The organism is Escherichia sp. E14S1 (assembly GCF_004211995.1).
Classification (GTDB): domain Bacteria; phylum Pseudomonadota; class Gammaproteobacteria; order Enterobacterales; family Enterobacteriaceae; genus Escherichia.
The window spans coordinates 1-13,486 of record NZ_RHJQ01000015.1; the positions used below are offsets into that span (position 1 = coordinate 1).

The window sequence follows — 13,486 nt, forward strand, 5'->3', positions numbered from 1 at the left end:
TGTCTGACACATATCCTCCTGTGGCAAGCGAAGTAAAATCGTTCGTTCAGTATTCCAGCGCCTGTCAAAGCGTTCGACCGCTAACGCGCGCACTCTACCCGCTTTTATGATTTCTGCGTCCGGAACATTCAACCCGAGTTCTTTCGCCAGCAGCAGACAGTAATATTCATTATCCACGCTTTGACTGAGATCGAGCGTCGCGTTGGGCTGCCTGATTTCACCAATCGGTAATTTAATGATATGCGTCGTTGGCGTTATTCCTTTCGGAATGCACCAGTCATTGCCCATTCTGAGCAGCGCGGTCTTTTCCTGCGCGCCAGCAACCGAGATGCGAAAGTCATTTTCTTCTCTTATCATGCCTAGCGGAATATCTGCTTTATAAGCCGTTAATACTTCTTCAAGTCTGGCGTCAGTAAGCTTTTCCCATGCCATTATCGGGTGCGTTACGGCTTCATCTTCTGGTAATAACGTCACGGCGCCAACGCTGTCTCGCCCTATTTCTGACAATAAATCAAACGGTTGTCTGGATATAGCATGATAACGTTTAACGATCCGGTCGCGTACAACCGGGCTATCGGGTAACAGGTTATCGAAGAAGTTAAACACAGCATCAGAGGTGATATTCCCCCTCTGCAATGGCAGCGATAGCGACAACGGCCTGGCATAACGGTTGGCTAACCACTCCGGCGCATACCTAAAAGTGTGCGCGCCATTGGCCAACTTCGTTAACTCGCCTACCCGCTGGTTGTTCATCCAAGTGACAAGTTTAGGCATTACCACTCCAGATCTTGCTGTCCTGTTGATTCTGGCGCAGCGTTTTTCGTGTCGCATAGCGTCATTGAGAGTTCAAGTGACTGTAATATCTTAAAAAATGTCGTCAGCGTGGTGTTATCGGGATTATTCTCGAAATTCGAAATCGTCGCCTGCTTAATGCCGATTTTTTTCGCCAGCTCGCTCTGCGTCCAGCCATTTTGCTGACGAACCAGTTTCATTGCATTCGCTAATTGCGTTGGGCTATAGATCATCGGAAAGCTCATCATGCCATACGTCCACAAGAAGTTTATCCGCTCAAGGGGATATTGTCAGTTTTATCCCTTAGTGAGGATAAAGTCAATCTGTAAACGCATTTTATCCGCTATACAGGATAAACGCTGCGATATCCGCGATCGCGGATAAAATGGAGGATTAAAAAACGGCGCTGATGTGCCATTTGAGGTTGCTGACTAAAGTCGTCAATACTAAACCGCATACCATCTTCGGCATGCGGCTTGATACGGTTTAGCAGATATATTTCACTCCCGGCATGCCCAGCCGTTATCACCTAATCCTAATAAAGAAAAGAAATAGGAATACCGATACTCAAAAATTAACAGCCACGGTTATCAGGATGTGGCTGTCAATAAAACTATAACCCAGGCGCTTTCCATAACGATGTCGTCAGTCCGTGATCAACCAGCCCCAGTTGATCCTGATATACAGCCTGCCACTTATCGCGTGAATCTTGATAAAGTTCATGCTTTTCCGGGTCTGGTGTATGCGTCCGTTCCCAGCGTACAAGACGTTCTCCAGTTTCTGCCATTGATGAATAAATCCCGGCACCGACGCCAGCTGCAATGGCACATCCTAATGCAGTGGCTTCTTTGACCACCGGAATATTAACGGGTAATCCCGCGACATCAGCGAGAATTTGACTCCATAATTTCCCTTTTGAACCTCCGCCTGCAAAGACCAGCGATGTAGGATGAATATTCGAGAAATCAGCAATTTGCTGCAAGTTACACGCCGATACAATCGCCGCATTTTCTTCCAGCGCGCGGAACAACGTCGCTTTGTTACATTTATCCGGGTCAATGGATAAGTTAATAAAAGAAGGCGCAGCGTGATACCAGGTTTTAAAGCGCATTCTGTCGGAGAATATCGGCATCACGCCCCACGACCCAGGTGGCACCCGGCTGGCCATATCTTCCAGCAGCGTGTAAGTGTCGATACCTAAACGTTCGGCAATCAGTTTTTCTTCGGCACAGAAAGCATCGCGGAACCAGCGCATGGTGAGTCCGGTAAAAAAGCTTATAGATTCAGCTTGTACCATGCCAGGAATAACATGGGGATTAACGCGCACGTTCATTTCTGGGTCTGTCATCGGCGCGGCTAAGTTTACAACTTGCTGCCAGAATGTGCCGCCAAGTACGGCAGTTTGTGCCGGGCGCACTACACCTAATCCCAGGCAACCAAGCTGTACGTCCCCTCCTCCCACGACCACCGGAGTGCCAGCCTTCAGGCCGCAAAGTTCCGCAGCTTGTGAACTTACCACGCCCAGCAATGTGCCGGTTTCTTTGACAGGAGAAAGAATATCAGCCCGCAGTCCGGCCATATCCAGCAATGCAGGTTTCCAGTCACGGGAGGTTAGATCAAGAAGTCCCGTGGTGCCAGCGTTAGAGGGATCCACCGCAAGTTCGCCGCTGAGCATATAGGCCAGCCAGTCGCTGATCATGGTGATGGTCGACGCTTGTCGGTAGATATCAGAACGATGATGCGCCAGCCAAAGTAATCTGGGAATGGCGCTTAAAGCCAACGTTTGTCCGGTCGCGCGATAAACTTCGTTTTCAAAGGTATTGTTATGCAGTTCTTTAAGTTCGCTGACTTCCCGCGCCGCTCTGGCATCCACATTGGCGCAGGCCCAGATCGGTGTTCCTTCATTGTTATATAAAACAATACCTTCGCGCATCGAACATGCCGAAACGGCTGCAATATATTCCGGCGCGATACCAGAATTATGTAACGCCTGGCGCATACATTCGCACGCCAGTTGCCAGTTCTTATTCAGATCAAATTCCATTGAACCGGGAACGTCAGGTACTGCCAGATGCCGCCACTCCGCCTGTCCTACCGCGATTTGATTGCCTTCCAGGTCGAAAATCACAGCCCGAATACTTCCGGTGCCTGCGTCCAGCGCCATCAGGTAATGCTTTGATTCTGAAGGGGTAAAGAGTCGAGCCATTAGATTATCCTCGGCTTAAGCGTTCTGTCTGTTCCTCTATACGTTCTCCATCGTTCCCGGTAATAAGGTGATGCTAAATTAACCACGTAAAATCGCAGCGGCAGTATCCTGGTCGGTAACCAGCGCGTTGATGTAGCCGCCTTTCATCGCAGCGGCGATCGCTTCGGCTTTATTTTCGCCCCCTGCGACACCTACTCTAGTTGGAATAGTTGTCATCGCGGTTAAAGGTAAGCCAATCAGTTCATTATGTATTTTGATATCCGTGACAACGTCACCTTTAGCGTCAAAAAAGTAACCTAAAATATCGCCAATGGCCCCTTTTCGACCAATCATTAACTGTTCGCCCTGGCTGATATAACCGGAGCGAATAATCGTCGCATTCTCTTTTTGATTCACTGCGCCAATGCCGACAATGGCCACATCCGCAGCTTGTGCGGCTAACAGGACATCTTTGACGCAGTTTTCATTTTTCAGCGTTTGGGCAATTTCAGCCGAAGATGCCCGTAATGGCGCCGGAATGATGTTGACGCTGCACGCTGCGTTAAGTTGCCCGATGCCTGTCATATAAGAGCCGACACCACCGGAGAGCGTGACCAGGCGGATTTGCTGTGACGAAATAAACCCACTTAAGCGTTGCAGCGTGTTCATCGTTGCCTCGCCAAAGCCAATCGCCAGCATTTGCTGTGGCTGGAGCAATCCCATCAACATATGCGCTGCGCCGATTCCTAAGCGCCCGCCGACATCTGCATCTGCGAGTCCAGGGATCACCCGCACATGCTGTAATGAAAACTGGCGACGTAATTGCGTTTCATATTCCAGACAGCCTTCAAAGCGAGAATTAATCTGCACGCGAATAATGCCGGACTGATGCCCTTTCTCCAGTAACCGCGACACTTTCAAACGCGTTAGCCCTAGGCGATCGCTAATCTCGCTCTGGGTCAGCCCGTCGTGATAGTAAAACCACGCGATCCGCGCGACCTGTTCTTCTTCGCACATTCCCTGTTCTGAAATTGCCGAATCGTTGATTGTCATAATTCATTCTTCACTTTGAACATATTTAAATCTTTAATGCAATTGTTCAGTTATTGCGCGCTTATATCTGTGATAACCACCACAGTTTGGTCAAACAGCAATGAACAAACGCAACCATAAAAATCAAAATAGCATAAATTGTGATCTATTCGTCGGAATTATGCGCAATAGCCACCTAAGGTTATGAACAAATTAAAAGTAAAAATACATTTGTTCAAAACTCACCTGCAAAACTGAATGGGGGAAATATGCAAACGAGTGATACCCGCGCGTTACCGCTACTTTGCGCCCGCTCGGTTTATAAACAGTATTCAGGGGTTAATGTCCTGAAAGGCATCGATTTTACGTTGCATCAGGGGGAAGTCCACGCCCTGCTCGGCGGTAACGGCGCGGGTAAATCGACGCTAATGAAAATCATCGCCGGTATTACCCCTGCTGATAGCGGTACGCTGGAGATTGGAGGCAACAATTACGCCAGATTAACGCCAGTTTATGCTCATCAGCTAGGTATTTATCTCGTTCCCCAGGAACCGCTGCTTTTCCCAAGTCTGTCGATAAAAGAAAACATCCTGTATGGGCTGGCAAAAAAACAGCTTTCTATGCAGAAAATGAAGAACTTGCTGGCGGCGCTGGGCTGCCAGTTTGATCTGCATAGTCTGGCGGGCTCACTGGATGTTGCCGACCGCCAAATGGTGGAAATCCTGCGCGGTCTGATGCGCGATTCGCAAATTCTTATTCTCGATGAACCTACAGCGTCGCTTACCCCTGCGGAAACCGAACGCTTGTTTGGCCGTTTGCGGGAACTACTCGCCACTGGCGTGGGTATTGTTTTTATCTCACATAAGCTGCCGGAAATTCGCCAGATTGCCGATCGGATTAGCGTGATGCGCGACGGAACTATCGCGTTAAGTGGCAAAACCAGTGAGCTGTCTACCGACGACATCATTCAGGCCATTACGCCAGCAACGCGGGAAAAATCTCTCTCAGCCAGTCAAAAGTTATGGCTGGAGTTGCCCGGTAATCGCCCACAACATGCAGCTGGAACATCGGTACTGGCGCTGGAAAATCTGACTGGCGAAGGTTTTATGAATGTCAGTTTTACGCTGAATGCCGGAGAAATTCTTGGCCTGGCTGGGCTAGTGGGGGCCGGGCGCACTGAACTGGCAGAAACGTTATATGGTCTGCGGCCTTTGCGTGGCGGGTGCATCATGTTGAATGGTAAAGAGATCAATAAATTATCTACCGGAGAACGTTTGCATTGCGGTCTGGTTTATCTACCAGAAGATCGCCAGTCCTCAGGATTGAATCTCGATGCTTCGCTGGCGTGGAACGTTTGCGCCCTCACCCATAATCAACGCGGATTCTGGGCAAAAACCGCGAAAGATAACGCCACACTGGAACGATATCGTCGCGCGCTGAATATTAAATTTAACGAATCGGAACAAGCTGCACGAACTTTATCCGGTGGCAACCAGCAAAAAATCCTGATTGCCAAATGTCTGGAAGCTTCGCCGCAAGTATTGATTGTTGATGAGCCGACGCGCGGCGTGGATGTCTCGGCGCGTAATGATATCTACCAGCTGTTGCGCAGCATCGCCGCACAAAATGTGGCCGTGCTGCTTATTTCCTCCGATCTGGAAGAGATCGAACTGATGGCTGACCGCGTGTATGTGATGCATCAGGGTGAAATTACCCACTCGGCACTGACCGGGCGCGATATTAATGTCGAGACCATTATGCGCGTTGCCTTCGGCGATAGTCAGCGTCAGGAGGCGTCATGCTGAAGTTTATTCAGAACAACCGTGAAATCACGGCACTGCTGGCGGTGGTGCTGCTGTTTTTGTTGCCAGGTTTTCTCGACCGTCAGTATTTAAGTCTGCAAACGCTGACCATGGTTTATAGCAGCGCACAAATCTTGATCCTGCTGGCGATGGGCGCGACGCTGGTGATGCTGACGCGCAATATTGATGTTTCGGTAGGCTCAATTACGGGTATGTGCGCGGTGCTGTTGGGGATATTACTGAACGCGGGGTATTCACTGCCTGTTGCTTGTGTCGCGACGTTACTGCTCGGCTTGCTCGCGGGATTTTTCAACGGTGTACTGGTCGCGTGGCTAAAGATCCCTGCCATTGTCGCTACGCTCGGTACATTAGGATTGTACAGAGGCATCATGCTGCTGTGGACTGGCGGTAAATGGATTGAAGGGTTACCCGCCGAACTGAAACAACTCTCCGCCCCGCTACTGTTTGGCGTTTCCGCGATTGGTTGGTTGACGATAATTCTGGTGGCATTTATGGCCTGGCTGCTGGCGAAGACGGCGTTTGGACGCAGTTTTTATGCCACGGGCGATAATTTACAGGGCGCTCGTCAATTGGGCGTTCGTACAGAAGCCATTCGGATTGTGGCATTTTCGTTGAACGGCTGCATGGCGGCACTGGCGGGGATTGTGTTTGCTTCGCAGATTGGGTTTATCCCTAATCAGACCGGCACCGGGCTGGAAATGAAAGCTATCGCTGCCTGCGTGCTGGGCGGCATTAGTTTGCTCGGCGGTTCCGGCGCGATTATCGGAGCGGTGCTCGGCGCCTGGTTCCTGACGCAGATCGATAGCGTACTGGTGCTGTTGCGCATTCCGGCATGGTGGAATGATTTTATCGCGGGCCTGGTTCTGCTGGCGGTGCTGGTGTTTGATGGACGCCTGCGTTGCGCGCTGGAACGTAATCTGCGGCGGCAAAAATATGCCCGCTTTATGACGCAACCGCCATCCGTTAAACCCGCTTCGTCAGGTAAAAAACGGGAGGCCGCGTAATGCGTATTCGCTACGGTTGGGAACTGGCCCTTGCCGCACTGCTCGTTATTGAGATCGTCGCATTTGGTGCAATTAACTCGCGGATGTTAGATCTCAATATGTTGCTGTTCAGCACCAGTGACTTTATCTGCATTGGCATTGTCGCCCTACCGCTGACGATGGTGATTGTCAGTGGCGGGATCGATATTTCGTTTGGTTCGACCATCGGCCTCTGCGCCATTGCATTGGGCGTACTGTTTCAAAGTGGTGTGCCGATGCCACTGGCGATTCTTCTGACATTACTGCTCGGCGCATTGTGCGGGCTGATCAACGCCGGATTAATCATCTATACCAAAGTTAACCCGCTGGTGATTACGCTTGGCACACTGTATCTGTTTGCCGGAAGCGCTCTGCTGCTTTCCGGGATGGCCGGAGCGACAGGGTACGAAGGTATTGGTGGATTCCCGATGGCGTTTACTGATTTCGCTAACCTGGATGTGCTGGGACTCCCTGTTCCGCTGATTATCTTCCTGATATGTCTCCTCGTTTTCTGGCTGTGGCTGCATAAAACCCATGCCGGACGTAACGTGTTTTTGATTGGGCAAAGCCCACGCGTGGCGGTTTATAGCGCGATTCCAGTTAACCGTACCTTATGTGCGCTCTATGCCATGACAGGGCTGGCGTCTGCGGTCGCCGCTGTGCTGCTAGTGTCGTATTTTGGTTCCGCGCGTTCCGATCTCGGTGCGTCGTTTCTGATGCCCGCCATCACCGCAGTGGTGCTCGGCGGTGCCAATATTTATGGTGGCTCCGGTTCCATTATCGGCACCGCCATTGCGGTTTTATTAGTGGGATATTTGCAACAAGGTTTGCAAATGGCAGGAGTGCCAAATCAGGTGTCCAGCGCCCTTTCCGGTGCGCTGCTTATCGTCGTTGTCGTTGGTCGTTCCGTTAGCCTGCATCGCCAGCAAATTAAAGAGTGGCTGGCGCGTCGGGCCAATAACCCATTGCCATAAAGGATATCTTCATGACACTTCATCGCTTTAAGAAAATCGCCTTACTTAGCGCCCTTGGCATTGCCGCAATCTCTATGAATGTGCAGGCCGCAGAGCGTATTGCATTTATTCCCAAACTGGTTGGCGTGGGATTTTTTACCAGCGGTGGCAACGGCGCACAACAAGCTGGTAAAGAGTTGGGCGTTGATGTGACCTACGACGGGCCGACAGAACCCAGTGTTTCTGGTCAGGTACAGTTGATTAATAACTTCGTCAATCAGGGATATAACGCCATTATCGTTTCTGCGGTTTCACCAGATGGTTTATGCCCGGCACTGAAACGCGCCATGCAACGTGGGGTGAAAGTACTTACCTGGGATTCTGACACCAAACCGGAGTGCCGTTCTTACTACATTAACCAGGGAACGCCCGCCCAGTTGGGAGGTATGTTGGTGGATATGGCGGCGCGCCAGGTAAATAAAGACAAAGCCAAAGTCGCGTTTTTCTACTCCAGCCCCACAGTGACGGACCAAAACCAGTGGGTGAAAGAAGCGAAAGCGAAAATCGCCAAAGAACATCCAGGCTGGGAAATTGTCACTACGCAGTTTGGCTATAACGATGCCACCAAGTCATTACAAACTGCGGAAGGGATATTAAAAGCCTATAGCGATCTCGATGTCATTATCGCCCCCGATGCCAACGCCCTGCCCGCTGCCGCACAAGCCGCAGAAAACCTGAAAAATGACAAAGTTGCGATTGTCGGATTCAGTACGCCAAATGTGATGCGTCCGTATGTAGAGCGCGGCACGGTGAAAGAGTTTGGCCTGTGGGATGTGGTTCAGCAAGGCAAAATTTCGGTCTATGTCGCAGATGCATTATTGAAAAAAGGTGCAATGAAAACGGGCGACAAGCTGGATATTCAGGGCGTAGGTCAGGTGGAAGTCTCGCCAAACAGCGTTCAGGGCTATGACTACGAAGCGGATGGTAATGGCATTGTACTGTTACCGGAGCGCGTGGTTTTCAATAAAGAAAATATCGGCAAATACGATTTCTGATGTGCATTACTTAACCGGAGTAAGTTATGGCAGATTTAGACGATATTAAAGATGGTAAAGATTTTCGCACCGATCAACCGCAACAAAATATCCCTTTTACCCTCAAAGGTTGCGGTGCTCTGGACTGGGGAATGCAGTCTCGTTTATCGCGGATATTTAATCCGAAAACGGGTAAAACCGTGATGCTGGCCTTTGATCATGGTTATTTTCAGGGGCCGACTACCGGACTTGAACGCATTGATATAAATATCGCCCCACTGTTTGAACATGCCGATGTATTAATGTGTACACGCGGTATTTTGCGCAGCGTGGTGCCACCCGCGACCAATAAGCCAGTGGTACTGCGGGCGTCAGGTGCGAACTCTATCCTTGCGGAATTAAGTAATGAAGCAGTGGCGTTATCGATGGATGACGCCGTGCGCCTGAACAGTTGTGCGGTGGCGGCGCAGGTTTATATCGGCAGCGAATATGAACATCAGTCGATCAAAAATATTATTCAGCTGGTCGATGCTGGAATGAAAGTGGGAATGCCGACCATGGCAGTCACTGGCGTGGGCAAAGATATGGTGCGCGATCAGCGTTATTTCTCGCTCGCGACTCGAATCGCCGCTGAAATGGGGGCGCAAATTATCAAAACCTATTATGTCGATAAAGGTTTTGAACGGATTGTTGCCGGATGTCCGGTACCTATTGTTATTGCTGGCGGTAAAAAATTACCGGAGCGCGAAGCGCTGGAAATGTGCTGGCAGGCTATCGATCAGGGCGCTTCTGGTGTGGATATGGGGCGAAATATTTTCCAGTCAGACCATCCGGTGGCGATGATGAAAGCCGTACAGGCGGTGGTACACCATAACGAAACGGCTGATCGGGCATATGAACTCTATCTGAGTGAAAAACAGTAACTGCGGATTTAAGGAGAAGAATCATGCACGTCACACTGGTTGAAATTAACGTTCATGAAGACAAGGTTGACGAGTTTATCGAGGTCTTTCGCCAGAACCACCTGGGTTCGGTACAGGAAGAAGGTAATTTACGCTTCGATGTCTTACAGGACCCGGAAGTAAATTCGCGCTTTTATATTTACGAAGCCTATAAAGATGAAGACGCAGTGGCGTTCCATAAAACTACGCCCCACTACAAAACCTGTGTCGCGAAACTGGAAGCGCTAATGACCGGGCCGCGTAAAAAACGTGTGTTCAATGGGTTGATGCCGTGAGGCGAATTCATCAGTTTTATCTACAATTGGGGTAACGCGCTGACGGGAGTAAAAAAATGTCTGACTGGAACCCCTCTTTATATCTGCACTTTGCCGCTGAACGATCGCGTCCGGCGATGGAGCTGCTTGCCAGAGTGCCGCTGGAGAATGTCGAATACGTTGCCGATCTTGGCTGTGGCCCAGGTAACAGCACCGCCCTGCTGCATCAACGTTGGCCTGCGGCCAGGATAACGGGCATCGACTCGTCTCCGGCGATGATTGCCGAAGCGCGCAGTGCTCTTCCAAAATGTCAGTTTGTGGAAGCAGACATCCGCAACTGGCAACCGAAACAGGCACTCGATCTGATTTTTGCTAATGCCTCACTGCAATGGCTGCCCGACCACTACGAATTGTTTCCTCATCTGGTTTCATTACTTAATCTCCATGGTGTGTTGGCAGTACAGATGCCAGATAACTGGCTGGAGCCGACCCATGTGCTGATGCGCGAAGTCGCCTGGGAACAAAATTATCCAGATCGCGGGCGTGAGCCGCTGGCTGGCGTTCATGCTTATTACGATATTTTGAGCGAAGCCGGATGCGAGATTGATATCTGGCGAACCACTTACTATCACCAGATGCCGTCGCACCAGGCGATTATTGACTGGGTGACCGCAACCGGATTACGCCCGTGGTTGCAGGATCTGACTGAGAGCGAACAGCAGCATTTTCTTACGCGCTACCATCAGATGCTGGAAGAGCAGTATCCACTCCAGGAGAACGGGCAGATACTGCTGGCATTCCCGCGACTTTTTATTGTTGCCCGACGTACGGAGTAATTATCACGTCAGCTGGTAACGGCGATCGGGAAGAATTTTCGCTGGAATTTCTGCTTCATCGTTCATCTGTAACAGGTCAATTTCAATAGCGTTGCAGATGGCATCCAGTGGTAAATCGTTGTTTTCTGTACCGAACGGATCTTCAAGTTCTTCCGCCAGACAATCCAGCGAAATAAAGGTGTAGGAAATCAGCACAGAGATAAAAGGCGTCATGTAATGCAGATCCACGACCAGCGCGAACGGCAGCATGATACAAAACAGATAAACGGTACGATGCAAAATCAGGGTGTAGGCAAAGGGAATTGGCGTATAGGCAATGCGCTCGCAGCCTGCCAGAACCGCTGAAATATCATTAAGCCGATCGTTGAGGCTAATAAACAGAATATCTGAAAGTTGTCCATTGCGTCGCTGAACCGCCAACCACTCCCCCATTATTAACAAGATACGGTTGGCTGGAGTGTTTGAAGCCAGTACACGCTGAAGATCTTCGGCATTGAGATAATGTGCCAGCACTTCCGCCTGTGGTTGTTTGCGTAACGTCATGCGTAAACAGTGGGCGAAGGCGATTTGCAGTCGGGCAAACTCCCTTACACTTGCCGAATCTGGCAATGTCGTTTTTACCTCACGCAGTAACGACCGTGAAGCAATCATCAACTGCCCCCAAAGTTTTCGCGCTTCAACGTAACGGGCGTAACCGGCGTTATTACGAAAACCCAAAAAGATGGCGATGGCGACACCGAGAATGCTGAACGGTGCGAGGGTGAATTTGATGCCCAAATGCGTGTACCAGGGCAGCATGAAAATAACAGCGATAGAAAAGAGAAAATTGAGTAGTAAGCGCGAGGATATCTTGGATAATACTGAACCGTGCCAGACAAAAATACGGCGCAGCCAGTGTTGTTGTGGACGAACAATCATGGTTATCTTCAGGCGTGGAAAAGTCGCCCTATTAAACGTGATTACGATCACATTCTCAAGATACTACTTACAAATTACCTACAAGCTTACAACATTAACAGGTGCTGCATGTGGCACCTGTTAATGATAAAGGCACATAGGATGTTGTAACTAATATAGTGAAATAAGAAACCCGGTCGAAACCGGGTTCAGAGTATTAGCACAACGGACGTACAGCTTCGCGCATCCCTTTTTCCAGAATGGAATCCAGGTCATTAGCAACCAGTTCGACCAGGCCAGGCACTTGCGTCAGGTCCTGTTCCCAGTGGTCTTTTTCTGCCAGCACAGTAGCGACCAGCTCTTGGGTGTCGATGATACGGTCACGATGCTGGCTCCAGAGCTGCTGATAACGTTCCAGCCAGTGGGCATCATCCTGTACCGGATACGCTTCCCCGTTACGTTCTCCACGATAGAATGCAATCAATGCCGCTAGCGCGAAGGTCAGTCGGGCCGGAAGTTTACCGTTCACCTTCTGCCCTGCCAGCAACTGAGGCAGAATTCGGGTACGGAACTTGGTCATACCGTTGAGCGCGATGGAAAGCAGCTGATGTTTGATATACGGGTTACGGAAACGCCCGGTTACCGCACTGGCGAAAGATTCCAGTTCATCACGTGGCAAATCCAGTACTGGAATAATTTCTTCGTAGATGGCTTTCTCAACGAATGCGCAAATTTCAGCATCGTTCATCGCTTCGCCTACAGTATCCAGCCCTGCCTGGAACGCAACTGGCACCAACGCGGTGTGTGCACCGTTGAGGATTGCCACTTTGCGCTCTTTATACGGTTTAATATCTTCAACAATCAGCACGTTGAGCGGATATTTGTCCAGACGCAGTTCAGTCGCTAAAGATTTCGGCCCCTGAATTACAAACAGGTAAAAGTGTTCAGCGGTATCGAGGAAACCATCGTGATACCCCAGTTCTTCTTCCAGTTTCGCCACTTCATCACGCGGATAACCGGTAACGATACGGTCCACCAGCGTTGAACAGAAGCTATTAGCCTGATCCAGCCATTGAATAAATGCTTCTGGTAGCGCCCACTCCTGCGCGTAGCGCAGAACCAGTTCACGCAGCGCATCGCCGTTATAGTCGATCAGTTCACACGGGATGATAATCCAACCTTTATCCAGCGCACCGTTGAAATGGCTAAAACGTTCGAACAACAGGCGAGTCAGTTTTGCCGGATAGCTTACCGCTGGCGCGTCATCAAATTTGTCGCCTGCATGGTAGCTGATACCTGCTTCGGTGGTGTTAGAGAAAACAAAGCGCATTTCCGGGTTGTGCGCCAGTTTCAGGAATTCATCGTATTCACTGTAGACGCTGATTTCACGATTAACAGAACGAATCAGACGCGCATCGCTGACCGCCTCGCCCTTCTCATTCAAACCACGAATGATGGTGGTGTACAGACCATCCTGAGTGCTCAGTGACGGCGGGAATGAAGTTTCAATCGGACGAACTACGACCACACCAGAATTCAGATCGGTGTGCTCATTCAGGAGATCAATTTGCCAGTCGACAAAGGCACGCAGGAAGTTACCTTCACCAAACTGAATGATACGTTCTGGATACTGTGCACCGGGAAAATCGCGACGATTTAGTGTTTTCACAATGGGTTCCCTTTTGATTAGTCATAC

At 50.1% G+C, this 13,486-nt stretch carries 13 protein-coding genes; 7 read left to right on the forward strand and 6 right to left on the reverse strand.

Annotation, left to right across the window (positions count from 1 at the left end):
• From D9734_RS17355 to lsrR, 4 genes are all read right to left on the reverse strand, one after another.
• Positions 1-774: HipA N-terminal domain-containing protein (locus D9734_RS17355; RefSeq protein WP_130209221.1), on the reverse strand; the 774-nt coding region annotated here is incomplete at its 3' end.
• Positions 774-1,040 (reverse strand): type II toxin-antitoxin system antitoxin HipB, encoded by a 267-nt coding sequence (gene hipB / locus D9734_RS17360; protein ID WP_130209223.1) that lies wholly within the window; start codon positions 1,038-1,040, stop codon positions 774-776. The genes D9734_RS17355 and hipB, both read right to left, overlap by 1 nt.
• 365 nt (positions 1,041-1,405) lie before the next feature.
• Complete coding sequence (gene lsrK, locus D9734_RS17365) at positions 1,406-2,998, reverse strand: autoinducer-2 kinase (protein WP_130209225.1); 1,593 nt, start codon at positions 2,996-2,998, stop codon at positions 1,406-1,408.
• Between the two features lie 78 nt (positions 2,999-3,076).
• Positions 3,077-4,030, reverse strand: a complete 954-nt coding sequence (gene lsrR, locus D9734_RS17370; RefSeq protein ID WP_130209227.1) for a transcriptional regulator LsrR — start codon at positions 4,028-4,030, stop codon at positions 3,077-3,079.
• Positions 4,031-4,278: 248 nt separating this feature from the next.
• On the opposite strand from lsrR, the gene lsrA reads away from it, so the two are divergent.
• Genes lsrA through tam form a run of 7 tightly spaced genes read left to right on the forward strand, consistent with a single transcriptional unit; the run spans position 4,279 to position 10,893 of the window.
• Entirely contained in the window at positions 4,279-5,814 is a 1,536-nt protein-coding gene (gene lsrA / locus D9734_RS17375; protein ID WP_130209229.1) for an autoinducer 2 ABC transporter ATP-binding protein LsrA, read from the forward strand.
• Positions 5,808-6,836 carry an autoinducer 2 ABC transporter permease LsrC gene (gene lsrC / locus D9734_RS17380; protein ID WP_130209231.1) on the forward strand — a complete coding sequence of 343 codons (1,029 nt, stop codon included), beginning with the start codon at positions 5,808-5,810 and terminating at the stop codon, positions 6,834-6,836. The genes lsrA and lsrC overlap by 7 nt, the downstream gene beginning before the upstream one ends.
• Entirely contained in the window at positions 6,836-7,828 is a 993-nt protein-coding gene (lsrD, locus tag D9734_RS17385; RefSeq protein ID WP_130209233.1) for an autoinducer 2 ABC transporter permease LsrD, read from the forward strand. The genes lsrC and lsrD overlap by 1 nt, the downstream gene beginning before the upstream one ends.
• 11 nt (positions 7,829-7,839) lie before the next feature.
• Entirely contained in the window at positions 7,840-8,862 is a 1,023-nt protein-coding gene (gene lsrB / locus D9734_RS17390; protein ID WP_130209235.1) for an autoinducer 2 ABC transporter substrate-binding protein LsrB, read from the forward strand.
• Between the two features lie 26 nt (positions 8,863-8,888).
• A complete protein-coding gene (gene lsrF, locus D9734_RS17395) occupies positions 8,889-9,764 on the forward strand; it encodes a 3-hydroxy-5-phosphonooxypentane-2,4-dione thiolase (protein ID WP_000774178.1) in 876 nt (291 codons plus the stop codon).
• Between the two features lie 23 nt (positions 9,765-9,787).
• Positions 9,788-10,078 carry a (4S)-4-hydroxy-5-phosphonooxypentane-2,3-dione isomerase gene (gene lsrG, locus D9734_RS17400; protein WP_130209237.1) on the forward strand — a complete coding sequence of 97 codons (291 nt, stop codon included), beginning with the start codon at positions 9,788-9,790 and terminating at the stop codon, positions 10,076-10,078.
• A gap of 56 nt (positions 10,079-10,134) precedes the next feature.
• On the forward strand, positions 10,135-10,893 hold the full coding sequence (gene tam / locus D9734_RS17405) for a trans-aconitate 2-methyltransferase (RefSeq protein ID WP_130209239.1): 759 nt from the start codon (positions 10,135-10,137) through the stop codon (positions 10,891-10,893).
• A gap of 3 nt (positions 10,894-10,896) precedes the next feature.
• Here the strand turns inward: tam and D9734_RS17410 are convergent, their stop codons facing one another.
• Positions 10,897-11,811, reverse strand: a complete 915-nt coding sequence (locus tag D9734_RS17410) for a bestrophin family protein (protein WP_130209241.1) — start codon at positions 11,809-11,811, stop codon at positions 10,897-10,899.
• A gap of 196 nt (positions 11,812-12,007) precedes the next feature.
• Positions 12,008-13,459, reverse strand: a complete 1,452-nt coding sequence (gene uxaB, locus D9734_RS17415; protein ID WP_130209243.1) for a tagaturonate reductase — start codon at positions 13,457-13,459, stop codon at positions 12,008-12,010.
• Between the last annotated feature and the right edge of the window lie 27 nt (positions 13,460-13,486).

What these genes read in the sequence shown, in the direction of transcription:
- D9734_RS17410 (WP_130209241.1), bottom strand. Translation starts at nt 11,811, where the DNA reads ATGATTGTTCGTCCACAACAACACTGGCTGCGCCGTATTTTTGTCTGG.
- lsrC (WP_130209231.1), top strand. Translation starts at nt 5,808, where the DNA reads ATGCTGAAGTTTATTCAGAACAACCGTGAAATCACGGCACTGCTGGCG.
- tam (WP_130209239.1), top strand. Translation starts at nt 10,135, where the DNA reads ATGTCTGACTGGAACCCCTCTTTATATCTGCACTTTGCCGCTGAACGA.
- lsrF (WP_000774178.1), top strand. Translation starts at nt 8,889, where the DNA reads ATGGCAGATTTAGACGATATTAAAGATGGTAAAGATTTTCGCACCGAT.
- lsrD (WP_130209233.1), top strand. Translation starts at nt 6,836, where the DNA reads ATGCGTATTCGCTACGGTTGGGAACTGGCCCTTGCCGCACTGCTCGTT.
- lsrB (WP_130209235.1), top strand. Translation starts at nt 7,840, where the DNA reads ATGACACTTCATCGCTTTAAGAAAATCGCCTTACTTAGCGCCCTTGGC.
- lsrK (WP_130209225.1), bottom strand. Translation starts at nt 2,998, where the DNA reads ATGGCTCGACTCTTTACCCCTTCAGAATCAAAGCATTACCTGATGGCG.
- hipB (WP_130209223.1), bottom strand. Translation starts at nt 1,040, where the DNA reads ATGATGAGCTTTCCGATGATCTATAGCCCAACGCAATTAGCGAATGCA.
- lsrR (WP_130209227.1), bottom strand. Translation starts at nt 4,030, where the DNA reads ATGACAATCAACGATTCGGCAATTTCAGAACAGGGAATGTGCGAAGAA.
- lsrA (WP_130209229.1), top strand. Translation starts at nt 4,279, where the DNA reads ATGCAAACGAGTGATACCCGCGCGTTACCGCTACTTTGCGCCCGCTCG.
- lsrG (WP_130209237.1), top strand. Translation starts at nt 9,788, where the DNA reads ATGCACGTCACACTGGTTGAAATTAACGTTCATGAAGACAAGGTTGAC.